The organism is Devosia sp. UYZn731, from assembly GCF_040546795.1.
Lineage (GTDB): Bacteria > Pseudomonadota > Alphaproteobacteria > Rhizobiales > Devosiaceae > Devosia.
In genome coordinates this window covers 16,841-42,181 of the sequence record NZ_JBEPOL010000021.1, presented here as the reverse complement: position 1 = coordinate 42,181, position 25,341 = coordinate 16,841, and the positions used below count along the sequence as shown (strand labels likewise).

Below are 25,341 nucleotides of genomic sequence, written 5' to 3'. Positions count from 1 at the left end.
CCACAGCCATATTGGCGGCGTCAGTCCCGAGGCGTTTGAAAGCGCCGCGGCGTGAGGCTGGGAAATGTCTGCCAAACCGGGGGCAGTCCAGTTTTTGGAACTGGAGAGTTTTGATGGAGAGACGCAAGTTCAGCCGGGAGTTCAAGCTCGAGGCTGTCAGGCTGGTCAGGGAACGGGGCGTTGCAGTTGCACAGGCTGCCCATGATCTGGGCCTGCATGTGAACGTGTTGCGCAAATGGGTGCGCGAGCAGTCTGCCGATCCGCAGCCGATGGCCATGCAGATCCTTGGCCTACTGAGCGTACAGGTTCTCGGCACCCATCTCCGTTTGCAAGTGATCGATCGTTCAATCGTTACCCTGCAGAAAACTGTCGCGGTGGCACGGCGTCTATCGACCATTCCGCGCCTCCTCGCATTTCTCGCGCGCAAACCAGCCCGCGTGGCCAGTGTCGCCATGGCCAACAAGATGGCCCGAGTAGTCTGGGCGGTCATGGCCCGCGGTGAGGTCTACTAAGCTCGTCGTGCCCCACACCTGGCAGCTTAAAGTCGCAAATAGATGAAATCCTGAAGCAGGAAACAGTTCGAGCCGATCCGGACTCCATGAGGTTGTGAGAGCGACGCGATGTGATGGCGAAACCGGTCAGGCCGGAAACAGGGACAACCCATGGACAGTCTGAGGCATCATAGCCTGCAAAGCAGATTGGGACCTTGTTCGCCGACCCCATCAAGGCCAGCAGTCTTCAACGGCAGCATCAACTGGCCGGACAGAAGACTGCACCCGACCAACGCGCTAGAACGTCGAATTACCTCTTGCAATACCCAAGGGGCCTGACCGCACTCGACCCCGTTGCAGACCTAGCTGTTCACATAGCTGAAGGTCCGCTTTTAGGAATCCGCCGAAGGCCGACCAGCGGCCGGAATGGGGCGCGCGTCGCTGCCGTGCCGTTCCCGAACTGCTTCCTGGCGTCCGGCGTCTGTAAAAGGCAGCCTATCGGGATTAATCACGAACCGGGCGAACGTGATCCGCGAACGGCACGTGTCGCCTTTGAAAAGTCGCGCCTTCGTGGACACCCGGCCTGCTGATCCGGTCCATGCGAAAATACCGGAAATCGTCGCGCACAGGGTCCCAGGCCACCAGATACCAGACCGGTGGTAGGATCAGCATGGCATGCGGTTCGACAACACGATCGGTTACGGCCCCTTTTGCGTCGAGGTACCGGAAGCCCAGGTACTGCCGCTGAAGAAACGCCGTCTCGAACACGGGCAGCAATTCGGGATCCATCGCCGCCAAATCCGATATATCCACCAGCGGTGAAAGCTGTCCGACATAGAGGCAATCGAGAAACCGGCGCAGGTCGCGGACCTTGTCCCGAGGCAAGGCCTTCTCGATCTTGGCAAGCCCGGCATCTGCTAGGCCCGCAAAGGGCAGGTTTCCGGCGGCCCGCATTGATGCAACGCTGATGAGCAGCGCAAAGATCTCGGCGACAGAGAGCTTAGGCGTGGTCTGGACCGATTGCGGATCAAGTTGCAAGCCGCCGCCGCGTCCCGGTTCGGAATGAATGACAAAGCCCTCGTCGCGCAGGGCGCTGATGTCACGCAGTACCGTGCGCCGGGATGCGCCAACTTCCGCAGCGAGGTCCGAAATTGTGGACGTGCCGTTACGGCGAAGGCTGCGCACGATGGCGTCATGTCGAAAGCGAACGTTCATGCCGCAAGCTACCGCGCTTCAGTGCCGGGTTTTGGCACCATTTGTTTCTAGTCGATCACCGTGCAGCACCCGGCCGCAATAGGCGGACCTACGCTGAACGCACAAATGATTGCCGAAACCATAGAAGGACAAGCCGTGTTGAGCGCAACTGAATTTCCCCAGCCGACACTCATTCCTGTCAACCGCATTGAACTAGAAGTTTTTGAAGCAGGACGAGAAAATGCTGGAAACCCAATCGTGCTCTGTCACGGTTGGCCCGAGCATGCCTATTCCTGGCGCCATCAGGTGCCCGCCCTTGTCGCCGCAGGCTATCATGTCATCGTCCCGAACCAGCGCGGCTACGGCAGCTCGTCCCGCCCGGATAACGTAACAGACTATGACATTGGACATCTTGCGGGCGATCTCGTCGCCCTTCTCGATCACTACGGATATCAGAATGCGACCTTTGTCGGCCACGACTGGGGCGCCTCGGTCGTCTGGGGGCTGACCCTGCTGCATCCCGGCCGGGTCAACAAGGTGATCAATCTGAGTCTGCCGTATCAGGAGCGCGGCGATATGCCGTGGATCGAGTTCCTCGAGTTGATCCTGGGGAGCGACTACTACTTCGTACACTTCAATCGGCACCCGGGCGTGGCAGACGCTGTGTTGGACGACAACGCATCCCGCTTTCTGCGAAACCTCTACCGAAAAAATGTGCCTCTGCTGCCGCCCGAGCCGGGCATGGCTATGATTAATCTGGCCAGAGCCGAAACGTCGCTCGGTGAGCCCGTGATGAGCGATAGCGACCTAGCAGTTTATGTCTCGGCCTTCAAAAAATCCGGGTTCACCGGCGGCATCAACTGGTACCGAAACCTTGACCGAAACTGGCATCTCCTAGGTAAAGTGGACCCAATCATCCATCAACCCACGCTCATGATCTATGGAGAACAGGATGTGATCCCGAAATCCGGAAAACTGGCAGACTTCGTGCCCAACGTGGACGTTGTTAGCCTCGATTGCGGTCACTGGATCCAGGAGGAAATGCCCAAGGAAACCAACCAAGCGATCATAAGCTGGCTGGCACGGCAGACCGCCACCTGATCCCCGAACCTCTCAACGCTACACCACCCCTAGCTCGGCAAAGGGGTGGTGTAACTTGCCGTAGGCGACGACCATGGCAGGGCCAGCCACCACATAATGTGCGACCAACATAATCCCGAAGAGGCAGAAGGCCAGATGCTCGTTTCTCATTGGACTGGGCCAAACCAAATTGGCAGCTTTTGGTTATCGGTATCCCCGCCGCAACGGCCGAAAGAGGCGCAAATCGGTAAGGCGCGGTCGGGCCCGAGCAGTCTGTGTCCGTAAGTGCCGTAGATGGCACATAACTTGTTACCATTCGACCGCGTCAGGAGCGGCGATAAGGCAAAGCTGCCTGGGGCGGGGGCAGGTAGGATGGTTATATAAGTCTTGCAGCAGGTCTTAGCCCGCCCCCATGCGATGGCACGAGCCGCCGGAGTGCTGGTAATCAGGGAGCCGGGTGGGCTTCGTCGGGTGGCTCACACCAGTCCATCTCCACAGATTCTACTCGCTCGACTAGATATGGGATGAATGTCTGGAAATGCGGGGTGGCCTTGTGGGCCTGATGCGCGGCCTCGTCAACGTATTGCTCAATGGACATGAAGCTATCGCTTCCATCCGCGTTGACGAAAAAGTCGAACGAGATGCAGCCAGGCTCCGCCCGACTGGCAGCAATGTGGACCTGTCCTGCCTGCATGACTTCCGCTAGCGTGCCGAGCTTCAACCGGACAGTCCAGAGCGTCTTTCGCATGTCAGTTCCCTTTGTCTTTCCGGTCTTTCAACAGCGCGTTACTGTCTCGCTCCCCCTACCGTGCGTTGACGATCGGCTTCTTGGTATCGGTGCCTTCGTATCGGCTGTTGTTCACCTCGAGCCGACGCGGTGGAACTGGAGCCGGCCATCGAGCAGCAATGCCTTTGGCGTCGTGACGCTCGGGCTCGACTGACAACCCAGGCTTCGTAGGCGCTTTCCTCGAGGATGACCGGCATCCGGCCATGGATTTAGGCGATGTACTCGACCGCCGGAGCGGTGATGATGGTACAACTGGTGACGCCCAGGTTGTCGTTTTGCGTCCACAGACCGGCGAAACTGAACAGTTTGCCTTCGGGCAATTGCAGGAGCCAGCGATCTTTCTCGCCATCTAAAAGGCTAGTGGTCCATTCGAAGTACCCGTCCGCAGGGATCGGGCACCGGCGGCTCTTGAATGCGTCGCGGAAAGCGGGCGTACTGTCGACGGCCTCGATCCGGGCATTGAATAGAGTAGCCTTGGGCAGCTCCTTCGTCCAGACCGGAACCGGCCACCAGCGGCCCCTCAGCAACTCCCTGTTGCCGCCCTTGTTACTGACGACGAAATCACCGTCTTGGGTTGGCGCGATGTTGTAGCGCGGCTGCATGTTGGACCGCGGCCCGGTCGGAAACAGGTCGTCGCAAAGCCGGTAGAGCGGACGCAGCTCGGCCCAGGTATTCCGCAGTGAATATTCCGCACATACCCCAGTCCTCTATTCCCCTTTGTTGGGGTCGCCTGGCTCGAAGCGCACATGAGTCTTGAACAGTACATGGTGGCTTTCGTCGGCGACCGCGACCGTCAGCTCCAGCTTGCCGTCCTTGGGGATTTCCTCGGCTGCGATGGCGGCGATGGTCTTGACGGCCTCGCGGTGAGCTTGCTGGCGGTCATCGAATTCTATGCCGTCATGGTCGATCGACACTTTGTCGTTCTCGACGATATCGAAGAAGAATTTGGGCATCGCACTGGTCCATGTTTTTTTGACAACCGCGATCGGCAAATTCCGGTTCCGTCACAACGCGGTGCGGGAGTTCTGAAACGAGCCCCAAGCCGGGTCCCAGAGCTGGCTGCTCTCGATATCGATGGCGATTGCTGTATAGCCGTACCAGTCGGCGTAGTCGTCAGCGAGCGGGATCGCGATGGACATCTCGTGCGGACCGTCCCACCCCGCCGGCAGCTCCTGCCAATCAGGCAACTTGATCGTCGCGCGCGTGACGCCGTCATGGCCGGTTCGGACGACGAGCACGGTCGTCAGCTCCCCGGGCCCTTCAACGGTTAGCAGATATAGGGGCTTGGTCATAGGCATCGACGCGAGTGGTTTACGTTGGAGACGATACCCTACCTCCGGTTCGCAACCGATCCAAACTCAGGCATTCTCGACTCCGATCTACACGAGTGAGCCATGGAGGCTGTAGAGGCCCCAGCTGGCAAAAAGCGGTCACCCCGCAGGGGACCCAGAACTACCCCTACACATCTCCTCCCGACCTTCCGCCCGTTCCAGCTCTGCACGCTCACCTACCAGCTCTTGCGGCGCTTTATGTCAATGCTTATGGCGAAGGCGAGTGCGGCGACAAAACCGCAGGAAATGGCGAGCATCTGCGCACCTGAATGTGAGATGCCAGCAAAGGCGCAGGGCCGTAAACTTTCGTCCGCTTGCAATACTGGCGAACGACCGACTTCAGGGGATCCCAGTTCTGGCACATCGCCGTTTCAGTGAGCGCGCGTGATGCTCATTTGTAAGATGCGTTCGGTGAGCAACGCCCGAACAATGTCCGCCGCCGGCGACCCCATGCAGACGGTAGCTTGGAGTTTTCCTGCCAAGTCGGCGTGGATCACACCGTCCTCGACATAATAGAAGGCCTTATAGGTGTGGCCGTGGTCTCGCATTTTTAGGCTTTCGACAGTGATTTCCCTCATTTCGAACCTCCCCAGCGGGCCACACTTGCGCGCCGGAAGTAAGGGGAATGCAAGTCTTAGTCCGAATTCGAACACAGGTCGGGTGCTGAATTGCGAACTTTTGGAAGGCCGAGTTGGGCATCGACCGCGGATGTGAAGGCGCTCTGGGGGTCATTTGTGCTGCAAGGGAGCCCGTAGCGTGGGGGCTCTGATGGGATCCCTCGCAGCGCTCCGGTATTGCCCGAGCGATCGGGCTGGATCATGGTTCAATCATGGCAACAAAAAGCCCCACCGAGGCGGGGCTTCTGGGCCCGCGTAGGCGGCGTCATTGGTACGGAGCTATTGGGAGGGGAAGGCGTTGTCTCCACCATACCGATCTCCGGAGCGAACAACGTGAACCGGAATCTTATCATCGGAATTGTGTTTGGCGTCGTGATTGTTGTCGTGGGGGAGATGGTTTTCCACGGCACCAGGCCGGCTACTGATGGCGGGAGCGGAACCGGCACTGCCGACACTGTTAACTAACGTTCTACTATTGGTCCCGTCCCCCCGCTACGGGTCAAGACACGCCTTATGGTGTCGCGGTCCATCTGCTCCGAGCTCGCGCCTAGCCGAAACAAGACTGCGGACACGAGGACGCTGAGGCCGCCTATTCCGAAAATCAGCCCACCAGTCTGCATCCGGTCGAGTCCCCATTCTGGCGCTGGCGCCTGCGGGTCCGATGCGCTGGCCACTGCTGCGATGCAAAAAGTGGACAATGTGAAGAGGACCGCGAGCCACCAAGTTAAGCCGGAAGGCGGTGCTTGGTGACAGCGTTCTGTAGATGAAGCCAGAGAGCGTAGCAGGGGCAAAGAGAGCCAGCATGGCCACCCACTCGATGCCTTTGCCATGTAGGCCCAGCCGGGAAATGGTCACGAATATTGCGGCAGTGAGCACCATGGTGGCACCGTGAAATCCTACCACCAGGAGTTGTAACCTAACCGGGTTTATTGGTGTTTCAGGCTGGTTGGCAGGCGCCATCATAGTCATGCTCCGATCGCCATACAGTCATAGGCCATACCTCGGAGATGGCAAAGCAAAGCGACTACCCAGCCGCAGTTTCGGTTTAGCGAGCGGGTGATGAAGATCGCGCGGGACACCATCCAGCGGGCACTGCAGGCGCCTATCGTAGATGCCATGAGGACCATGCGATGACAGGGTGACCTGAGAAAAGGTTGAGGCCTGCTAGGGGCCGATCATGCCCGGAAGTGTTCGCCGAGCTTAAGGAGGATTGGAACTAGGAATATCGCGATGATCACGCATTGGGTGGCAACGCGCGATGGCAACGCCTACCGCTATTTATTTGTCGTCATGCTTGTGGCTCTGACGGCCAGCCTCAGCGTGCTGCTCGCGGCTACCGCCCTGCGTCCCTGAGGACGTGTTGTCGTCGCTAGAACTGCTAGCGGACTTCGAACCGCCTCCAGACGACTTGTTGCCGCCGCCCGAATTGCCATTTTTGGACGCGCTTCCGCCGGATGATTTGTTGTCGCCCGAACCCGATTGATTTGCCCTCTCACCAATGCTTCACCGTCACACACTCGACACCGCGCCGTCACGAGTCTGTAGCAAACGCTAACTAGTTTTCGGTCTTGTCGCATTCGCTACTCAGCAGGCCTTGGCCGCAGTGTTCCGGTGCAACATTCGATCTCACCGTAACCTCCAACCGCCAGGCGATCAGCCTGGCAGGAGAAATCTCGATGTCTAAATTTGCTCGCCTCGCTGCGGCGACGGTTGTGCTCGCAACCTTTGCGATCCCGGCCTTTGCTCAGAACGCCCCGGTGACCTTTCCGGCCGAGCCCGTCGCGCAGCCTGCGGCTCCAGCCGAACTGCCGATGGCCCCCAAGCACGTTCTGCACTACCTCTCCCCCGAGGATATCGACCCGATCACTCTGCTGCCGCCGCCGCCGGCCGATGGTTCCGACCAGCAGAAGGGCGAAGTTGCCGAAGTGCTGCACATGCAGCAGACGGCCTCAAAGGAGCGTCTTGACCAGGCAGTATGGGACGACCGGCATGAAAGCTCGGAACTGTGGATTCCGACCCTTGGCCCGATCGGTTTCGATCTGACCAAGCTTCCCGCGACCGCCGCGATGCTGGATGCGGCGATGAGCGAACGCGATGCCGCCGCCGACGTTGTCAAAGTTTACTTCGGCCGCTCGCGCCCCTGGACCTTCGACGACAATATCCAGGTTTGCGAAGCTGCTGGCCGCGGTGGCTCTAAGGTTCGCTCCTATCCGAGCGGGCACGGCACACTGGCCTATGTCCAAGGCATCCTCCTCGCCCGCCTAATGCCGAGCAAGGGCCAAATCATCATGGCTCGTGCCGAGGACTATGCCGAGAGCCGCATGTTCTGCGGCGTGCATTCGCGCTCGGATATCCGCGCCAGTGCCGTGCTCGGCACCACCGTCGCCACGCTCCTGCTGCACAACGCCGCGTTCAAGCCGCTGATCGACAGCGCGCGCGCCGAACTGTCTGCCGCCGGTCTCAACCGGTAGTCCGGCGGTCCGAGGTTTTTAGAACACGCTCCAGAAAAGGCCCCGCGGGGCCTTTTCGTCCTCACAGCTGCCACGGCCGGTCCGGCGTCATGTTGCTGTAATAAACATTTCGGATAAGCAAATCCGTAGTGAACGCTACCAACAACATTCGACGCGGATTTAGGCATGACCGATCAGCACGACCCGGACGCTATCGCTGAATTCGATGCGCGAGTCACCGCGTCAATGGGCGCGCTGTCACCGGCCGAACAGCGTATCGCGCGGTTCTTCATCGAGCAGAAGCATGCTGTGCTGCTCGGCTCGGCGGCGCAGATTGCCGAGAAGGCGGGAACCAGCGATGCCACCGTCGTGCGCACCGTCAAATCCCTCGGCTTTGATGGTCTTGCCTCCCTGCGCGAGGCGCTCCTGTCGGACGTCAGCGGCGTCATATCGCCCGGCGGCCGGCTGCGGCACACGCTCGAGGAAACCGGCGACGACACCACCCGCGCGCTCAATCACGTCATTGGCGCCCATGAGGATGTGCTCAGTGTTCTCAAGCGGGACGATTTCGCCCAAAGCTTTGCGCGGGCTGTGGCGCTGCTCGGCGCCGCAAAGTGCCGGCATGTGTTCGGCATCGGGCCGTCCGGCGCCATGGCCGATTATGCCAGCCTGCAGTTCAATCGCATCGGCATGCCGACCAGGGCGATGTCGGAGTCCGGCATCACGCTGGCGGACCAACTGCTGTGGGTCAATGAGGGCGATGCCATCCTGATGATGGCCTATGCCCCGCTCTACCGCGAGGTGAGTGTGGTGCTGGACCAAGCCCAGGGCAAGGGCGTGCCCGTGGTGTTGATCAGCGACACGCTGGGCCCGCTGGTGGGCGACAAGATTGCCGACATCCTGCCGGTGCCGCGCGGCAAGGCGGGCCACCTGGCCATGCATGGCGGTACCATGGTGCTGGTCGAGGCAATGATCATCGCGCTGGCTTCTCACAACCCCGAGGCCTCCCTCGGACATCTGGACAGTCTTAGCACGCTGCGGGCGGCGATCGACAAGGACTGGTCCAAGCGCGGCACGAGGAAGAAAGCCAAGAAACAACAATAACCAAGTGGCGCCGAACGCCATTTCAAGCAGGGACCAGCCCACTGGCCCCTCGGAGAAACAACGACCCATCAATGGAACATTCGATGAAAAAGCTATCGTTCAGCATTCTGGCCTTCGCCGCCGCTGCCGGCATTACCGCCCAGGTCGCGGCCGCCGATCTCGTCATGTATGACGCGCTCGATTTCGCCGGCCACGTCGCCGAAGCCTTCACCGCCGCCACCGGCCTCACCGTCGATGTCGTCGAACCCGGCAGCACCGGCGAAACCCTGGGCAAGATCGCCGCCGAGGGCAGCAATCCGCAATTCGATATCGTCTGGCTGGACGGCTCCGCCGTGATGGAGCGCATGGCTCTCGACAAGGTGCTGCAGCCGGTACCCGCAGACGTCTACGATACCATCGCCTTCACCGACCTCGGCAAGAAGCTGGTGCCGCAGAGCCACGCTTTTGTTCCGACCGGTGCCAGCACCACAGCCATCGAAGTGAACACCACCAAGGTGCCGGCCGAGCAGATGCCCAAGGGCTGGGGCGACTTGCCCGCCTTTGCTGGCTTCGTCGCCGCCAAGGACCCGAACCTGTCGGGCCCGGCCTATCAGTGGCTGGCCGGCATCTTCCAGACCAATGGCGTGGATGCGGGCAAGGCTCTGCTCGCCACCGTGCTGACCAACAAGACGCTGTCGGGCCTCTCCAGCGGCGGTAACGTCAACAAGGCGATCCTGACTGGTGATGCGACCGTCGGCATCAATCAGGACAGCGCCATCATCGCCAAAATTGCGAGCGGCGAGCCCGTCGTCGCCGTCTATCCGACTGAAGGTTCCGTTGCCCTGCCGCAGGGCCTGGGCATCAGCGCCAATACAAAGCACCTTGATGCCGCCCGCCAATTCATAGCCTTCGTCACCAGCCCCGCAGGGCAGGCGGCGATGCAGGAAGGCGACGACACCGACTTCTTCTTCATGCCGCTGATCGATGGCGTGACGGGCAAGCCGGGCCGTCCGGCCGATGTCGACCTGCTGTTCCTCGATGACGCCGTCGCCTCCGCCCACGAAACCGAGTGGAAGCAGTGGTATCGGGACAATTTCGTTCCGTGATTTGATCGCCTTGATATGACGATAAGCCAAAAGGATGGCGCCCTGGCCTTGGCCGGCGGGGCCGTCAGGGCCAGCATGACCCGGTCTTCATCAGCCGGCTCCAGACAGTTCTGGCGCGGGGCTCTGCCGGTTTATCTGTTGTTTTTCGTGCTGATCGGCCTGCCGCTCGGGCTGGTGCTGGTGCAGGCGATCGTGCCCGGACTGTTCAATCCCCGGGGCATGGATTTTCGTCTCAATCCGGCCGCACTGCTGCAGGCCCTGGCATCGTCCCGGGTAGCGGTGTCGATCGTCCATTCCCTGCAACTGGCCGGGGCGGTGGCGATTACAGCGACCGCGTTGGGCGGGGCTTTTGCCTTTCTGGTGCAGCGCTGCAGCCTGCCCTGGCGCGGCGTCATCGTCTCGCTGCCCTGGCTGGTGTTTCTCACCCCGTCCTATCTCAAGGCGCTGGCCTGGGTGCTGCTGATGTCGCCGGCCGGGTACCTGGCGCAATTCGGCCTGTTGCCGCCTGCGCTGGGCCAGGCGTTTTTCGGGCTGCCGGGACTGGTCTTCGTGCATACGCTGGGCCTATTTCCCATGGCGTCCTTTATCCTGGGCAGCGCATTGACGGGCCTCGGCAGCGAATTCGAGGATGCGGCGCGGGTGTCGGGGGCTTCACCGCTTGGCGTGTGGCTCAGGATCAATGGTCCGTTGCTCGCGCCGGCGCTGGCACTCAGCCTCATTGTCATTTTTGCCGAAGTGCTGTCCGATTTCGGCATGGCGTCGACCATTGCCCGCTCCTCCAATTTCGGGGTGCTGACCTACGGCATCTATGCGGCCGCAAGCGACTATCCGGTGGATTTTCCGCTGGCGGGCTCGCAGGCGCTGGTGCTGCTGCTGCTTGTCGTCGTCGTCGTGCTGGCCGATCGCCTGCTGCGGCGGCAAAAGGATTTCCGCCTGATCTCGGGGCGATCCAAGGCGGCCCGCATCTATGATCTCGGTGCCTGGCGCTGGCCGGTCGCCATCGCGGGGTTGATCGTCGCTGTCCTGGCGCTGTACGGGCCGTTAATCGCCATCATCGTGCGGGCATCGAGCCAGACCTTGGGCCATGGGCTGGCCTGGGACAATCTGACGACCGCCAACCTGGCACAGGCGCTGTCGCTGGGGACTGCCGCCAATGCGGCGCTGGGGTCGAGCTTGGTCTACGCCGCCATCACCGCGGTGCTGGCATGCGGCACTGCGCTGCTACTGGCGATCCGGCTCGAGGCGATCGGGGGCGTGCTGCGGCCGGTCGTGCTTGGCCTGTCGCTGGGCGCGGTGGCGGTGCCCGGCATCGTGCTCGGTTTCGGCTATATCCTGCTGTGGAACCAGGTGCCGGGTTTCCGCGATTCGGTGTTTCCGCGCTATGGCGATGCCTCGCTGCTGGTGACCGGCTATGTGGCGGCCGCCTTGCCCTATTGCCTCATTGTCATCCTGTCGGCGGTGGGGCAATTGGCGCCCAATCTGGGCGACGCCGCGCGCTTGCAGGGCGTCGGCGGGCTGGGACGCATCCTTCAGATCACGCTGCCGCTGGTTCTGCTCAGCGTCGCCACGGCGTTCCTCCTCACCTTCATCCGCACGGTCTTCGAATTGCCGATGTCGCAAATGCTGATCCCGCAAAGCGGCCCTGCCGCACCATCGATGATCCTCAAGCTGTTCAGCCATGATCGGGACGGGCTGGCTTCTGCCCTGGCCCTCACCGCCATGGTGGCGACGGGGACCATCGGTGGCGCGGCCTGGCTGGTCCTCAACCGCTTTGCTGCTTTCCGCCGGACCTCGGCACTGCCCGTAGAAAGAACCGCGTCATGACCGCCGCCTTGTTTTGCCGGGACGTGTCCAAGAGCCTGGGTGGGCGCATGGTGCTGTCTGCCCTCAACCTTGAGGTCAATGCCGGGGAGGTGGTGTCGCTGCTGGGCGCCAGCGGCTCGGGCAAGACCACTCTGCTGCGGATCGTGGCGGGCCTCGCCAATCCGGATAGCGGTGTGGTCTCGGTGGCGGGGCGCGAGGTCTGGAACGCCAGATCGGTGGTGGCGCCCGAACAGCGGCGCATCGGCATGGTGTTTCAGGACTATGCGCTGTGGCCACACATGACCGTGGCCAAAAATCTCAGCTTCGGGCTGCGCTCGCAGGGGCTGAATGACAGAGAAATCGACAAGCGCGTCAGCCATGCGCTCGAGGTTGCGCGGCTGTCGGCATTGCGCGAGCGCTATCCCAGCGAGCTATCCGGCGGCCAGCAACAGCGCGTGGCGATTGCGCGGTGCCTCGCCGGACGGCCCAGCCTGATGCTGTTCGACGAGCCGCTGAGCAATCTCGATGCCGCGCTGCGCGAAGACATGCGGATGGAAATGATGGAGCTGGTACGCGACGAGGGCACCACGGTACTCTATGTCACCCACGATCAAGCCGACGCGATGGCGGTTTCCGACCGGATCGCCATCATGCGGGCCGGCAGCATCGCCCAGCTCGACACGCCCCAGCGAATCTATGACACGCCGGCCGATCCGTTCGTTGCCAATTTCATCGGCGGATTTTCGCTGATCGAAGGCCAGGCCGGCGATGGCTGGTTCAAGCCGGGCGGCGACGACAGCGCGCCCCTGCGGACCATCAGCCATCTTTCCGGCAACGGCCTGCTGGTGGTACGACCGGAGGATGCGCGGCCCCGCGACACCCATCCCACCAATGTGTTGAAGGGAATCGTGCAGGCGCGCGCCTTCCAAGGGCGCTGCTGGCGGCTCTCGGTGGCCGTCGGCCCGCAACGGCTGCGACTGGACTGGCCGGAGGGGCCGGCCATTGGCAGCGCGATCGAATTCTCGCTTCCCCCGGAACGATGCCTGATACTGGCCACTTGATACAAACTAAACCGTGCCTCGCTAAACGGGGCGCATAGTGAAAGGACGATCTATGCTTACCTGGACGATTGCGGGTCCCGCCGTCATCTCCGCCTTCCTCGCCTCGCTGGTCGAGGTGGTGGAGGCTTTTACCATCGTGTTGGCCGTCGCCACCATCCGCGGCTGGCGCCCGGCGGTGATCGGCACAATTGCCGGCCTCGTCGTGCTGGCGCTGCTGGTGGTTCTGCTGGGGCCGCTGCTCGAGCAGATCCCACTGGCCTATCTGCAACTGGTAATCGGCGTGCTGCTGCTGCTGTTCGGCCTGCGCTGGCTGCGCAAGGCCATCCTGCGCTCTGCCGGCCACATCGCGCTGCATGACGAAACCAAGGCCTTTGCCAAGGAAGAGGCCGAATTGCGCGAGGCCGAGCGACGCCAGAACACCCATCTCGACTGGGTCGCCGGCATTGCGGCCTTTAAGGCCGTGTTTCTCGAAGGGCTCGAAGTGGTGTTCATCGTCATCGCGATCAGCGCCGGACGCGGCTTGATCTTGCCCGCAGCCATGGGTGCGCTGGCCGCTTGTGTCCTGGTCCTGCTGATTGGCCTGATCCTGCGCCGGCCTCTGGCTCAGGTGCCGGAAAACACGCTGAAATTCTGCGTCGGCGTCATGCTGTCGGCCTTCGGGGTGTTCTGGACCGGTGAGGGCCTGCACGTCGAATGGCCGGGCGCGGATCTGTCGATCCTGGGTTTCGGCGCTATTTTCCTGATTGTCGGCGTGGTCGCCGCGCGCGTCCTGCGACGCCCAACTGCTGAGGTTGCCCGATGAACACATTATCGCTCCTTTTGTCCGAATTCATCGGCCTGTTCATCGACGACGAGTTCCTGGCCGTCGCCATCCTGGCGGTAGTGGTGGTCGCTGCCGGGATGACCTTCTTGCTGCAAGTGCCGAGCCTGTTCGTCGGCGCTGTTTTGCTGATCGGCTGCGTCGTGGTGCTGCTGGCCAGCGTCTATCGCGGAGCGACCAAGCGCTAAGGCTGTCTCACTCAAAGCGGACCTGCCAAAACAGCGGCAGCTGAAGTGTTGCCACTCCAGCTGCCCTGAGCATGGAATCTGACTTTGGAGGTCGAGAATTAGTTGGCGCCGTCTTGCTCGCCGCCGTTCTCCTGGCCTTCGCCGTTGTTCTCGGCATTCCCTCGCCGTTGGCTTCGTTGTTGCTTTCGCCCTTAGCCTCGCCATTGCCACCGTTTCGCCGGCGGCATCCACATGTTCGGACGATTTGGCTTCGAGGAAGAGGGTGGACGCGCCGGTCAGAGCGCCGACCAGATAGTTGGTTTTGGTGCCATCGTTCGAAATCGTGGTGAAACGATAGGCCGGAACGTTGCCTTCCAGATCGAGCGAAAGCTCCACAATCTTGCCCCCGAGGCTGTCTCGGCGGAATCGACGGCGTCGGCAGCGATGACCTTGGTGGCCGCCAAAGCCTGCATTTCTGGATCGTTGGGGGTGACCATGTCGGTCTGGGCAAAGGTGGCGTCACGGCTGCGCTCAAAGCCAGCACGAGCATTGCGGTCATTGCGTTGGTCTTGATCGGGTCGCTCCATTTCGGAAGATGCGCCGTGCATCTTCGCCGGGAGAGACCTCGCGGGCGCGCCTTGCGGGCACCTGTCGCCAAACGTACGGCTGCGTATGACTTGAGGCGGGAATGGGGCGATTAGCGCCGATGCAGACCCAAAAGGTTGGCGCCAACCCAGCAGAGCAGGGCCCATGCAGCACCAAGCGACCAACCCGCCAGCACGTCGGTGGGGTAATGAACGCCGAGATAAACCCGCGACACGCCGACGATCAGCGTCATGAAAATGCCCGCCGCCACGCAGAGGACCGCCACGCCACGATTGGTACAAAGCGGGGCCAACAGGGCTGCGAGGGTCAGGTAGACCACTGCCGATACGGTGGCATGACCGCTTGGGAAGCTCGAGGTGAACACCCGCATCGCCTCCAGCATTTCGGGACGTGGCCGGTTGTAGATCTGCTTGAACACTGAAGACAGGATGGTCCCACTGATCACCGCGAGGGCCACATAGGCGGCCGCCCATGGGCGTTTGATCAGCAGCAGGCTGATCAATACTAGGATGACGATCAGGCCCAGAATCGAGAAGCTGCCCAGCGAGGTGATGTCGCGGCCGGCTTCCTCGAGCCAGGCCGGGCCGATTGGGTTCATGATGTCGCCATTGTCCCGCAGGATCAGCGTCACGGCGCGGTCGAACGTCACCGTATCGCCCTCGATGACCTCATCGGCCACAAAACTAAAGGCGCCCAGCAGAATGGCCAGCACAATGGCGGCAAACAGCAACAAGCGGCGGGACTGATTGATAGCTGGCAGTTTCATAGCTTTGCTATGCCATGCCTACGGACGGGTGTCTTGCGGGCCGTCGGTTTCTTACAGCGATGTATATTTGCTGACAGGCTGGCGTGATGCGCCCCTCGCTAGGGTGAGGCCAAGCTAACCCCGCTTGGAGCTTCCGATGAAACTGTCGCATCCCGCCTTGGCTGCTTGCCTATTTGCCTTCCCGGTGACGATGGCCACCACCTTCTCTACGCCTGCCTTTGCCGCCGTTACGGTGAGCGAGCTGGGCGACCTCTCCGCTATGCGCGTCATCGTCGCCGATACGCAGGCGCTGGTGGCCGCCAACGACCTGGCCGGCGCCAAGGCCAAGATTACCGAATACGAAACCGCTTGGGATAACGCCGCCGGTGACCTGCGCGGCAAGAACGCGCAAAAATGGGATGCCATCGACGCCGCCTCCGATGTCGTGATCGAAGGCCTCCGTGCCGACGCGCCGGCCGCCACGTCCGATAGTGCGCTGACTGCCCTGCTGGCACAACTCGACAATCCCGGTGCGGCCGATGCCGCCGGCGTCGCAACCACCGACACCTCCGGCAAGCCCTTGCCCTGCGAGGACATGCTGGCCAAATACCGCGCCGTGCAGCCCAAGGCCGCCAGCCTCGACGACGCCACCAAGGCCAAGGTCGCCGAGTTGGAGGCCAAAGGACTTGAGCGCTGCAATGCCGATGACGACAAGCGGGCCGATGATTTCTTCAGCCAGGCCATTCAATTGATAGGTTCATGATGGAAATCGCCAGCAACACCCGTTCCGGGCCGGAAATGGCCACCATTGATGGGGTCCAGGCTTACAATCGCGTGCCCCGCGTCACCGTCGATTTCTGGCTGATCAAGCTGATGGCGGTCACCGTTGGCGAGACCGCAGCGGATTTCCTCGCCCTCAATATGGGCATTGGCCTGCAGACCACGACGCTCATCATGATGGTGGTGTTGGCAATCGCCATCGGCCTGCAATTCAGCCGCAAGCGCTACGTGCCATGGACCTATTGGCTGGCCGTGGTGCTGGTCAGCGTCGTCGGGACGCTGATTACCGACAATCTGGTCGACACCTTTGGCATCCCGTTGGAAACCACGACCATCGGCTGCACCATTCTGCTGGCGCTGACCTTTGGGGCCTGGTACCTCAGCGAGAAGACGCTATCGATCCACACCATTGTGACCACACGGCGCGAAATCTTCTACTGGCTGGCAATCCTCTTCACGTTCGCACTAGGTACGGCCGTCGGCGACTATATCGCCGAGACGCTTGGCCTTGGTTACCTCGCAACCGGTGGGGTGTTCGCCGCCGTCATCGCGCTGATCGCTGTGGCCCACTTCGTGCTCAAGGCCGATGCCATCCTGACCTTCTGGCTGGCCTATATCCTGACCCGGCCTCTTGGCGCTTCGTTCGGCGACCTGCTCTCGCAGCCGATAGAATATGGCGGGTTGGGCTTGGGAACGATCGTTACCAGTGCCATCTTCCTAGCCGTGATCGCCGGCCTCGTAGCCTATATGAGTCTGTTGGCGCCTCGGCGCGATGCACACGCGGCGTGAGCCAACAGATCATGTGAGAGGCGGCGATCTCATGACCGTCGCCTCTTTTGTTGACGCTTCAACCATCCTGACCGAGACTTCCCAATGCGCATTCTGTTTGTCGAAGACGATGCTCGCACCGCCGATTATGTGAACCAGGGCTTTGCCCAGGCAGGCCATGTGGCCGATGTCATCCGCGATGGTCGCGACGCGTTGGTGCACGGCATGAACGAGCGCTTCGACGTCATGGTCATCGACCGCATGCTGCCCGGCCTCGACGGGCTATCGCTGGTCAAGGCGCTGCGCGCTTCCGGCAATACTACGCCCGTCCTGTTCCTGACCGCGGTCGGCGGGGTCGATGACAGGGTTGATGGGCTTGAGGCAGGCGGGGATGACTATCTGGTCAAGCCCTTCGCCTTTTCCGAATTGATGGCCCGGTTGAACGCGCTGGCGCGTCGGCCGCCGGCTCGGACTGAAAAGATCAAGCTGCAAGTCGCCGATCTCGAAATCGACCTGCTGCGCCATAGCTGCCGACGCGGCTCGGTCGTGATCGACCTGCTGCCGCGCGAATTCGCGCTGCTCAATTATTTGATGCAGAATGAGAGCCGCGTGCTGACCCGCACTATGATGCTGGCGCAGGTCTGGGACTTTCACTTCGATCCCCAGACCAGCGTCGTGGAGACGCACATCAGTCGCCTTCGCTCCAAAATCGACAAGCCGTTCGATAGGCCGCTTATCCATACCATCCGCAATACCGGCTACAGCCTGCATGCTTAGAGCCCTCTATCGCAGCACGCCCTTCCGGCTGGTGACGCTGCTGAGCATGGCCTTTCTGGCGTTCTTGGGCCTGGCGGGATTTATCGCCTTCGGGCTGATCCGAGCGGAATTGGATGCCCGCCTAGAGCAGCAGTTGGAGCAGACCTTCTCCATCATCGGCCAATCCTATGGCGAGAACGATCTCAGCGATCTGGTTGACCTAGTGCGCAGCAACGCCGCCGCCAATCCCGCACTGCAGCGGGTGTTTCTGCTGCGCAGCGCGACGGGGCAAATCCTCGCTGGTAATATCACTGCGGGGCCGGGGTCTACCGGCTGGTCAGTCGCCAGCGCCGATGCGCTGGGATTAGCAGCCGATAAAGAGATGTACCGCATCTATTCGGGCCCGGTCGGGAACACTACACTGCTCGTCGGTGCAAGCTTGGCCGAGACGGAAGCCGTCGGGGCGATCGTGCTCAGCAGTCTTGGTCTGGCGGGCGTGCTGTTCTGCGTCTTCGTCATCATCGCCGGCATCCTGATCGCAGCACGGGCCCAGCGCCGGATGGACCGGATTGCCGATACCATGGCGATGATCGGTCGGGGGGAACTGGCGGCCCGTATTCCGGTGCACCACAACCGAGATGATCTCGATGATCTCTCCCTCCAGATCAACCAGGCTCTGGAACGGCTGGGCGGTCTCGTGGAGAGCATGCGGCAGGTCAGTGTCGATATCGCCCATGACCTCAAGACGCCGCTCAACCGGCTGAGCTTCACCGTGCAAAACGCCATCGAAAGGGAGGAAACCGGCCAATCGGTCGCCACCCTGCTGCAACAGGCACAAGACGAAGCTCGCCAGATCAATGCGACCTTTGAGGCCCTGCTGCGCATCGCCCAAATCGAAGCTGGCGCCCGCCGATCCCGGTTTAAGGCTGTCGCCGTCGCCGAAATTCTGGAAAACCTGTTTGAAGCCTATGCCGAGGTCGCGGAGGAGAACGGCCAGGTGCTGACCATTGCCGTCGAGCCGCTACCCGAAACGGGGGGCGACAAGGACTTGCTGACCCAGCTCTTCGCCAACCTGATCGAAAATGCCATCCGCCATTGCTCCGCCGGCACCACGATCGCCATTACGGCGGGCAGGCAGGGTGATCAAGCCTTCGCCGTCAGCGTCAGCGACAATGGCTCGGGCATTCCCGACGCCGAGTGGGACAAGGTGTTTCAACGGCTCTACCGCCTCGACAAGAGCCGGAGCACGCCCGGGCACGGGCTGGGCCTGAGCTTGGTCACAGCCATAGCGGAACTACATGGCGCTACCATTGCGCTGAGCGACAATAGCCCGGGGCTTTGCGTACGAGTGATATTTCCTCACGCCCGCGCCATCCCGAACCTTCATGACCAGCGCGTTGCGTCAAACGCACTGCACGTCGAGCCAAAGCGAAAATTACATGAGTGAATGGATCGTCGCCATCATCAACCAGTCGGGCTATGTGGGCCTGTTTGCCCTGATGCTGCTGGAGAGTGTGTTTCCACCCATCCCCTCGGAGCTGATCGTCCCGTTCGCCGGTTTCGCGGCGGCGCGTGGCGACATGAACTTGGCCGGCGTGCTGGTCGCCACCAGCTTGGGCTCCGTCGCCGGGGCACTACCCTGGTACTATGCGGGCCGCCTGCTTGGCCTCGAGCGTATCCGCAAATTGGCGGACCGTTTCGGCCGCTGGCTAACGGTTAACGCCGACGAGATCGATAAGGCAACCGGATATTTCAATCGCTACGGCCCAGTGATCGTGCTGCTGGGCAGGCTGGCGCCGATCATTAGAACGCTGATCTCGGTTCCGGCCGGACTGGGCCGGATGAACCTGGCGCAGTTTCTGTTGGCGACCGCCATCGGCGCCACAATCTGGAACCTCATCATGGTGTCGGCCGGCTATTTGGTTCAGGAGCACTTCGAACTGGTGGCCAGCTATATCGACCCGTTGACCATCATCGTGCTGGTTGCGGTCGCGATTGGCTACGTTTTCCGGCTGCTGACCTGGCGTCCACAGGCACGCGACCCGCAATGATCAAGCTGACCGGGCGCAGCGTTTTGGGCGCTGTTCTGCTGTTTGCCGCCGGCGCGCTCCTCGGATCGATGGCGCCATTGGTCTCAATGATCGGCGGCAATCAGTACCTCCTCAAGCTGATGCTGCAGGCCTGGCAAAGCTATCTGTTCGGCCAGGGATGGTGGCCCTGGTCGATCGGTGGCGGGTCGGTTGCTAGCTTGGCCTACCTGCTCTGGCCGCGCGGTCCGGCTGGCTAGCCGACCCGCGCCAAACGGTCGCGTTACAAATTTGTAAGTTCCGGGACAGGGCGCTGTAACGCGCAGCCCCCACACTCTTCGTCGAAGGCGGACAACCGCCGCAACCGGGAGTTACGCATGTCCATCGCCAGAAAGACCGTGAAGTTACTTCTCATCGCCGTGCTCGCCCTCGGCGTTGCGACGCCGGTGCTGCAAGGCGTCGCGCTTGCCGAGCAGGCGGTCGCGCCGGAAAACAATCCACCGGGCGACATTCCCGATAGCCAGGTGTTCATCGACTATGCCGGCACGGGCTTCACCATGAAGGTCCCCGAGGGCTGGTCGCGCAACGACACTGCGACCGGCGCCATCTTCACCGACAAATACAACTTGCTCGAAGCTAGCGTCGCACCGGGCGCCGCCCCGACCGTCAAGAACGCCACAGCCGGTGAGGTGCCGGCCATCGAAGCGGGGCCACGGGCCGCCAAGGTTGCCGATGTCACCGCGGTGACCCTCGATGGCGGACCGGCTATCCGCATCCAGTACGAATCCAATTCCGAACCCAATGCCGTGACCGGCAAGCAGATCAGGCTCGATCGCGTGCGCTATCTCTATGCCCAGGCGGGCAATGTCGTGAGCCTCGACATGGCCGCTCCCAAAGGCGCCGACAATGTCGATCAGTGGCTGCTGATGGCCAATTCGGTGACGCTGCAGTGACCTTGGTTCTCGCCGCCAGCGGGCTCTACAAGTTCTATCATAGCGGCGACGAGGAAACCGCGGCCCTGCGGGGTGTCGATCTGTCCCTAGAGGCGGGAAGCTTCACCGCTCTGATGGGTCCGTCCGGCAGCGGCAAGTCGACCCTGTTGGCTTGCCTCGCAGGTCTCGATGATCCGGACGGCGGCAGCGTCAGCGTCTGCGGGGATATCATCAGCCGCCGGCCGGAACCCCACAGGGCGCGACTTCGGGCGCGCAGCATCGGCATGCTGATGCAGAACGGCAACCTGCTGGAGCACCTGTCGGTCACCGATAACATGCGGCTGCAGCAGTTGATTGCGGGCAAGGACAGTGAAAAGACGCGTATCGACCTGCTGGAGCGGTTAGGCCTTGGCCACCGCGCCCACGCGCTACCGTCGCAACTGTCCGGTGGCGAATCTGCCCGTGCCGGGCTGGCGGTGGCTCTGTCACCGGCGCCGGCGCTGCTGATCTGCGACGAACCGACGGCCGAGGTCGACGCGGATGCCGAACAGGACATCATCGGATTGCTGCTGCAGCAGTCCGAGCGCGGCGTCGCCGTCTTGGTCGCCACCCATAGCGACCTGCTCGCCAAGGCCACCGGAACCGTCATTCGGCTCGATGACGGAAAGATCATGCCATGACCGATATTCTTGTCGACGTCGCCCGAGCCGGTCGCGCCTTTGCTAACGGCGGCACGAACACGATCGCCTTGGACAGCGCCACCTGCCGGGTCAGGCCGCGCGACCGCATCGCCCTGGTCGGTCAGTCGGGCAGTGGCAAGTCCACGCTGCTACACCTGATGGCGGGGCTGGATCGCCCCACATCCGGCACCGTCACCTGGCCCGCCCTCGGTCAGCCGGAGACGCTACGGCCCACCCATGTCGGCGTGGTGTTCCAGTCGCAAAGTCTGGTGCGTTGGCTCGATGTCGCCGAAAATGTCGCGCTGCCGCTGCAACTGGCCGGCACCGCGGGTGACGCAAGACAGTGGGCCATGGACGCCCTAGAGCGCTTTGGCCTGCAGCATATCGCCAACAAATTGCCGGAGGAAATCTCTGGCGGCCAGGCGCAGCGGGTTTCTCTGGTGCGCGCCACCATGACCAATCCGGATCTGCTGCTTGCCGACGAGCCGACCGGGCAGGTCGACCATGCGACGGCGGGTCTGCTGATGGACATGCTGCTGCAATGGGCCGACCAGACCCGTTCAGCCGTCGTCATCGCCACCCACGACCTGGCAATTGCCAGGCGTTTTGGCCAGGTCTGGCATATGCGCGGCGGTATCCTCTCCACCGAGACAGAAAGCATTTCAGCATGATCATCGTTTGGCTGGTTGGCCTGTTTCGAACCCGAATGGGCCGGCTTGCTGGGACCATTGCGGGCATTGCGCTGGCCGTGGCGCTGCTGTGCGACTTGGGCACGTTCATCCAGCAAAGCTCCAGCTCGATGACCATGCGCGCCATTGCCAGCGTTCCGGTCGATTGGCAGGTCGAGCTCGTGCCGGGCGCCGACCTAGCCAGTGTCAGCGCGGCCATCGATGCGGCAGGCACCTCGACGTTGCTGGAGCAGGTCGGCTATGCCAGCGTGGATAGCTTCGAGTTTACCACGGCCGACGGCACGCAAACCACCGGAGCCGGCAAGGTCATTGGCATCGGCCCGGACTATATCACCCATTTTCCCGCCGGCTTCCGCATGCTGGCCGGCGATGCCAGCGGCGCGCTGCTGCTGCAACAGACCGCCGCCAACCTCCACGCGGTGCCCGGCGACGCCATCATGGTGCACCGCCCCGGCCTACCAGCCGCCACCATTACGATCACCGGCATTGTCGATCTCAAGACCGCCGATACCGTGTTCCAGGCCATCGGCGTACCGGCCGGCGCGGCGCCACAGGCACCGCCGGACAATGCCGTCATCATGCCGGGTGATGCCTGGCATGTGCTGTTCGATCCCCAGGCCAGCCTGCGCCCGCAGGATGTGCGGACCCAGCTGCATGCCAGTATCGACCATGCCCACCTGCCAGCCGATCCCAATGATGCCTATCGTTTCGTCACCCAGGCCGGTCACAATCTTGAGCTCCGCGTCGCCGGCAGCGCTCTGTTGACCAACAATCTGGCGGCTCAGCTCGATGCGGCCCGCGGCGATGCGCTCTATGCCCGGGTGCTGTTCCTGTTCCTGGGTGCGCCCGGCGTTATCCTCGCCGGTCTGCTGACCACGGCGATCGCGGGCGCTGGTGCCGAGCGCCGCAAGCGCGACCTGTCGCTGCTGCGCCTGCGTGGCGCATCCAGGGCGATGCTGACGGCGTTCTCCGCCGCCGAAACCGCGACCGTCGGCCTCCTCGGCGGGGCGCTGGGCATTGCCCTGACCCTCGTAACGGCGCCGCTGTTTGGCCAATCCATCTTGGGCGAGGGCCGACTGGCCTGGTCCGTGATCGCTCTGGTCGCCGGGCTGGCGCTGGCGGGGCTTGCGGTGATGGTTCCGGCCTGGCAATCGGCGCGGTCCGTCTCTGTGGTCGCGGCTCGGCAGACCATCGGCGCGCAAACCGCTTCGCTTTGGGAACGGATCAATCTCGACCTGCTGTGCTTAGTGCTGGCCGCGCTGGTGTTCGCGCAGACGGCAGCGTCCGGCTATCAGGTCGTGCTCGCTACTGAAGGGGTGACGGCGGTGTCGGTCGACTACACCGCCTTCCTGGCCCCGGTGCTGCTCTGGATCGGCTCGGGCCTGCTCACGGTGCGGTTGACGCGGCTGTTGTTGGGTCCCGGCCGCAAGCTGCTCAACGCGCCGGCCACGTCCCTGGGTGGCAGCGCCGCGCCGGCGCTGGTCGCATCCCTGTTCCGCCAGCGCCGGCGGCTATCGGTCGGCGTCGCCTTTGCGGCGCTCGCCATCGCTTTCGCCGTCTCCACCGCGGTCTTCAACACCACCTATCAGGGGCAGTCCCGCGTCGATGCCCTGCTGACCAATGGCGCCGATGTCACGGTCACCGGCACGACCGCGGCGCCGGCCGCATCGATCATCGCGCAGTTGCGGGCCATCGATGGCGTCGCCGCCGCCGAACCCATGCAGCACCGCTTTGCCTATGTCGGCACCGATCTGCAGGACCTCTACGGCATTGATCCCGCGGCGATCCGCAATGCCACGCCGATCGTCAACGCCTATTTTGGCAATGGCGACGCCAATGCCGCGCTCGGACTGCTCTCGAGCACGGAGAACGCGGCCCTGGTCTCGGACGAAACCGTCACCGACTTCCAGCTCACGCTGGGCGACACCATCAACCTGCGCCTGCAATCGGCCGATGGCGCTTACCATCCGGTGCCGTTCGTATTCGCAGGGGTGATCCGCGAGTTTCCCACCGCCCCGCGCGACAGCTTCATCGTGGCCAATGCCGCCTATGTGGCAAAGGTGACGGGGGTCGATGCTAGCGAGACGGTGCTGATGCGCACCAGCGGCGACGCGACGGCGATCAAGGCCGCCGCCATGGTGCTGGCGCGCGACCTTCCCAGCATACAGGTCAATTCCCTGAGCGACGCCTCGCACATCATCGGCTCCAGCCTGACCGCGGTCGATCTGTCCGGGCTGACCCGCCTCGAGCTGAGCTTTGCCATTATCCTGGGCATTGGCGCGACCGCACTGATCCTATCGCTGGGACTTGCCGATCGCCGCCGCAGCTTCGCCATCCTGTCGGCAGTCGGGGCCAGTCGCCGGCAAATGGCCGGGTTCATCCTTGCCGAAGGCGGCCTGGTCATTACCGGCGGAATGGTGTTCGGCGCCGTCACCGGCTGGCTGGTCGCCCAGATCCTGGTCATCGTCCTGCAAGGCGTCTTCGATCCCCCGCCCGAAGCAATGTCCGCGCCGTGGCCCTACCTCGCCATCACCGCCGCGCTGATCATCGCCGCCACGTTGCTCGCGCTCATAAACGCCATTCGCGATGCAGCTATCGACCCTGTGAGGCGGCTGAGAGAGCTCCAATAGGCAGGACTTGCCAGCAAGACCCCATAACCGCCGCTTAGCCGACCTGTCTGGTTGGCCGGAACAGGATCTCATTGATATAGACATCGTCCGGCTGGCTGATGGCGAGGGCCACGACGCGATTCGGTTTACACCACGCGCCTGACGGATTTTCTTGCCTTCGGCCATCGCAACATCAAGAGCTGCCGGTTCGACGTGCCCATGAAATGCAAATATAATCCAATACTTACTTAGTATTGAATTGTGGATCGGTGGCAGTCGCTCCGGCCCAGCCTGCCCGGCCGTTTTAGACCATCGCGCGCTCCGTTTCGGGATCGAATAGCGCGATCTTCTCGGCCTCAACAGCCAGCCGAATGGTCTGACCGAACACCACCTGTGCATCGGGCGGCAATCCTGCCAGGACCTTTTGATCCCCGACACGGGCGACAACCAGCTTTTCAGGGCCAGTCAGCTCGACGACTTCGACTAGGGCCGAGAATGCTGGTTCGCCCGCTGCTGCAAGCCGCACGGTTTCGGCGCGAATTCCGGCGATGACACGTCCGTTTGTCGCTGTGCCTGGTAGGCTGATCGCAGCATCGGCTCCGTCGATCAGCAATTGCCCGGCGTTCAAATTCGCGATGAGCAAGTTCATGCCCGGCGAGCCAACAAAGCTTGCCACGAATGTACTGGCGGGGCGCTGATAGACTTCTTCGGGCGTGCCCAACTACTCGATCTGGCCGTCGTTGATCACGGCGATCCGGG

The 25,341-nt window shown here is 62.4% G+C and carries 28 protein-coding genes and 1 pseudogene; 21 read left to right on the top strand and 8 right to left on the bottom strand.

Annotated elements, in window-relative coordinates:
* Positions 1–113: 113 nt before the first annotated feature.
* A pseudogene (locus ABIB57_RS26630) lies at positions 114–266 on the top strand (transposase); the annotation flags it as partial.
* Between the two features lie 729 nt (positions 267–995).
* Here ABIB57_RS26630 and ABIB57_RS26625 read toward each other — a convergent pair.
* Complete coding sequence (locus ABIB57_RS26625; RefSeq protein WP_354044471.1) at positions 996–1,706, bottom strand: helix-turn-helix transcriptional regulator; 711 nt, start codon at positions 1,704–1,706, stop codon at positions 996–998.
* 105 nt (positions 1,707–1,811) lie between these two features.
* Between ABIB57_RS26625 and ABIB57_RS26620 the strand changes: the two genes are divergently transcribed.
* On the top strand, positions 1,812–2,786 hold the full coding sequence (locus ABIB57_RS26620) for an alpha/beta fold hydrolase (RefSeq protein WP_354044469.1): 975 nt from the start codon (positions 1,812–1,814) through the stop codon (positions 2,784–2,786).
* A 424-nt stretch (positions 2,787–3,210) separates the two neighbouring features.
* Here ABIB57_RS26620 and ABIB57_RS26615 read toward each other — a convergent pair whose 3' ends face one another.
* The 5 genes from ABIB57_RS26615 to ABIB57_RS26595 all read right to left on the bottom strand — a co-directional run bounded on the left by ABIB57_RS26615 (position 3,211) and on the right by ABIB57_RS26595 (position 5,461).
* Positions 3,211–3,513: a putative quinol monooxygenase gene (locus tag ABIB57_RS26615; protein WP_354044468.1), complete on the bottom strand. Its 303-nt coding sequence runs from the start codon at positions 3,511–3,513 to the stop codon at positions 3,211–3,213.
* 248 nt (positions 3,514–3,761) lie between these two features.
* Positions 3,762–4,211 (bottom strand): SOS response-associated peptidase, encoded by a 450-nt coding sequence (locus tag ABIB57_RS26610; protein ID WP_502914493.1) that lies wholly within the window; start codon positions 4,209–4,211, stop codon positions 3,762–3,764.
* A gap of 48 nt (positions 4,212–4,259) precedes the next feature.
* Positions 4,260–4,505 carry a DUF6894 family protein gene (locus ABIB57_RS26605; protein WP_354044467.1) on the bottom strand — a complete coding sequence of 82 codons (246 nt, stop codon included), beginning with the start codon at positions 4,503–4,505 and terminating at the stop codon, positions 4,260–4,262.
* A gap of 51 nt (positions 4,506–4,556) precedes the next feature.
* A complete protein-coding gene (locus ABIB57_RS26600; RefSeq protein ID WP_354044466.1) occupies positions 4,557–4,844 on the bottom strand; it encodes a hypothetical protein in 288 nt (95 codons plus the stop codon).
* 410 nt (positions 4,845–5,254) lie between these two features.
* Positions 5,255–5,461 carry a hypothetical protein gene (locus ABIB57_RS26595; protein ID WP_354044464.1) on the bottom strand — a complete coding sequence of 69 codons (207 nt, stop codon included), beginning with the start codon at positions 5,459–5,461 and terminating at the stop codon, positions 5,255–5,257.
* Positions 5,462–6,730: 1,269 nt separating this feature from the next.
* Here ABIB57_RS26595 and ABIB57_RS26590 point away from each other — a divergent pair.
* The 9 genes from ABIB57_RS26590 (at position 6,731) to ABIB57_RS26550 (ending at position 14,563) form a co-directional block, all read left to right on the top strand.
* Complete coding sequence (locus tag ABIB57_RS26590) at positions 6,731–6,853, top strand: hypothetical protein (protein WP_354044463.1); 123 nt, start codon at positions 6,731–6,733, stop codon at positions 6,851–6,853.
* A gap of 323 nt (positions 6,854–7,176) precedes the next feature.
* Positions 7,177–7,971: a phosphatase PAP2 family protein gene (locus tag ABIB57_RS26585; protein WP_354044461.1), complete on the top strand. Its 795-nt coding sequence runs from the start codon at positions 7,177–7,179 to the stop codon at positions 7,969–7,971.
* Between the two features lie 165 nt (positions 7,972–8,136).
* Entirely contained in the window at positions 8,137–9,054 is a 918-nt protein-coding gene (locus ABIB57_RS26580; RefSeq protein ID WP_354044460.1) for a MurR/RpiR family transcriptional regulator, read from the top strand.
* An 83-nt stretch (positions 9,055–9,137) separates the two neighbouring features.
* On the top strand, positions 9,138–10,139 hold the full coding sequence (locus ABIB57_RS26575) for an ABC transporter substrate-binding protein (protein WP_354044459.1): 1,002 nt from the start codon (positions 9,138–9,140) through the stop codon (positions 10,137–10,139).
* Positions 10,140–10,214: 75 nt separating this feature from the next.
* Positions 10,215–11,963: an ABC transporter permease gene (locus tag ABIB57_RS26570; RefSeq protein WP_354044457.1), complete on the top strand. Its 1,749-nt coding sequence runs from the start codon at positions 10,215–10,217 to the stop codon at positions 11,961–11,963.
* Entirely contained in the window at positions 11,960–13,003 is a 1,044-nt protein-coding gene (locus ABIB57_RS26565; protein WP_354044456.1) for an ABC transporter ATP-binding protein, read from the top strand. Before ABIB57_RS26570 ends, ABIB57_RS26565 begins: the two co-directional genes overlap by 4 nt.
* Positions 13,004–13,055: 52 nt before the next feature.
* Complete coding sequence (locus ABIB57_RS26560; protein ID WP_354044454.1) at positions 13,056–13,805, top strand: COG4280 domain-containing protein; 750 nt, start codon at positions 13,056–13,058, stop codon at positions 13,803–13,805.
* The gene (locus ABIB57_RS26555) at positions 13,802–14,011 is read left to right on the top strand and encodes a hypothetical protein (RefSeq protein ID WP_354044453.1); all 210 of its coding nucleotides are present in this window, start codon (positions 13,802–13,804) and stop codon (positions 14,009–14,011) included. The genes ABIB57_RS26560 and ABIB57_RS26555 overlap by 4 nt, the downstream gene beginning before the upstream one ends.
* A 231-nt stretch (positions 14,012–14,242) precedes the next feature.
* Positions 14,243–14,563 (top strand): hypothetical protein, encoded by a 321-nt coding sequence (locus ABIB57_RS26550; RefSeq protein ID WP_354044451.1) that lies wholly within the window; start codon positions 14,243–14,245, stop codon positions 14,561–14,563.
* A gap of 124 nt (positions 14,564–14,687) precedes the next feature.
* Here ABIB57_RS26550 and ABIB57_RS26545 read toward each other — a convergent pair whose 3' ends face one another.
* Entirely contained in the window at positions 14,688–15,362 is a 675-nt protein-coding gene (locus tag ABIB57_RS26545; RefSeq protein ID WP_354044450.1) for a phosphatase PAP2 family protein, read from the bottom strand.
* Between the two features lie 136 nt (positions 15,363–15,498).
* On the opposite strand from ABIB57_RS26545, the gene ABIB57_RS26540 reads away from it, so the two are divergent.
* The 10 genes from ABIB57_RS26540 (at position 15,499) to ABIB57_RS26495 (ending at position 24,603) form a co-directional block, all read left to right on the top strand.
* On the top strand, positions 15,499–16,104 hold the full coding sequence (locus ABIB57_RS26540) for a hypothetical protein (RefSeq protein ID WP_354044449.1): 606 nt from the start codon (positions 15,499–15,501) through the stop codon (positions 16,102–16,104).
* Positions 16,105–16,139: 35 nt separating this feature from the next.
* Complete coding sequence (locus ABIB57_RS26535; protein ID WP_354044475.1) at positions 16,140–16,910, top strand: COG4705 family protein; 771 nt, start codon at positions 16,140–16,142, stop codon at positions 16,908–16,910.
* Between the two features lie 84 nt (positions 16,911–16,994).
* On the top strand, positions 16,995–17,666 hold the full coding sequence (locus ABIB57_RS26530) for a response regulator (protein ID WP_354044447.1): 672 nt from the start codon (positions 16,995–16,997) through the stop codon (positions 17,664–17,666).
* Entirely contained in the window at positions 17,659–19,092 is a 1,434-nt protein-coding gene (locus ABIB57_RS26525) for a HAMP domain-containing sensor histidine kinase (protein ID WP_354044446.1), read from the top strand. The genes ABIB57_RS26530 and ABIB57_RS26525 overlap by 8 nt, the downstream gene beginning before the upstream one ends.
* Positions 19,085–19,696 (top strand): DedA family protein, encoded by a 612-nt coding sequence (locus ABIB57_RS26520; protein ID WP_354044445.1) that lies wholly within the window; start codon positions 19,085–19,087, stop codon positions 19,694–19,696. Before ABIB57_RS26525 ends, ABIB57_RS26520 begins: the two co-directional genes overlap by 8 nt.
* The gene (locus ABIB57_RS26515; protein ID WP_354044444.1) at positions 19,693–19,932 is read left to right on the top strand and encodes a hypothetical protein; all 240 of its coding nucleotides are present in this window, start codon (positions 19,693–19,695) and stop codon (positions 19,930–19,932) included. The genes ABIB57_RS26520 and ABIB57_RS26515 overlap by 4 nt, the downstream gene beginning before the upstream one ends.
* Before the next feature lie 117 nt (positions 19,933–20,049).
* Positions 20,050–20,625 carry a hypothetical protein gene (locus ABIB57_RS26510; RefSeq protein ID WP_354044442.1) on the top strand — a complete coding sequence of 192 codons (576 nt, stop codon included), beginning with the start codon at positions 20,050–20,052 and terminating at the stop codon, positions 20,623–20,625.
* Entirely contained in the window at positions 20,622–21,284 is a 663-nt protein-coding gene (locus ABIB57_RS26505) for an ABC transporter ATP-binding protein (protein WP_354044441.1), read from the top strand. Before ABIB57_RS26510 ends, ABIB57_RS26505 begins: the two co-directional genes overlap by 4 nt.
* Positions 21,281–21,955: an ABC transporter ATP-binding protein gene (locus ABIB57_RS26500; protein WP_354044439.1), complete on the top strand. Its 675-nt coding sequence runs from the start codon at positions 21,281–21,283 to the stop codon at positions 21,953–21,955. The genes ABIB57_RS26505 and ABIB57_RS26500 overlap by 4 nt, the downstream gene beginning before the upstream one ends.
* Positions 21,952–24,603, top strand: coding sequence for an FtsX-like permease family protein (locus tag ABIB57_RS26495; protein ID WP_354044438.1), 2,652 nt, complete (start codon positions 21,952–21,954; stop codon positions 24,601–24,603). The genes ABIB57_RS26500 and ABIB57_RS26495 overlap by 4 nt, the downstream gene beginning before the upstream one ends.
* A 283-nt stretch (positions 24,604–24,886) precedes the next feature.
* Here the strand turns inward: ABIB57_RS26495 and ABIB57_RS26490 are convergent, their stop codons facing one another.
* Positions 24,887–25,303 carry a TOBE domain-containing protein gene (locus tag ABIB57_RS26490; protein WP_354044437.1) on the bottom strand — a complete coding sequence of 139 codons (417 nt, stop codon included), beginning with the start codon at positions 25,301–25,303 and terminating at the stop codon, positions 24,887–24,889.
* Positions 25,304–25,341: the final 38 nt, after the last annotated feature.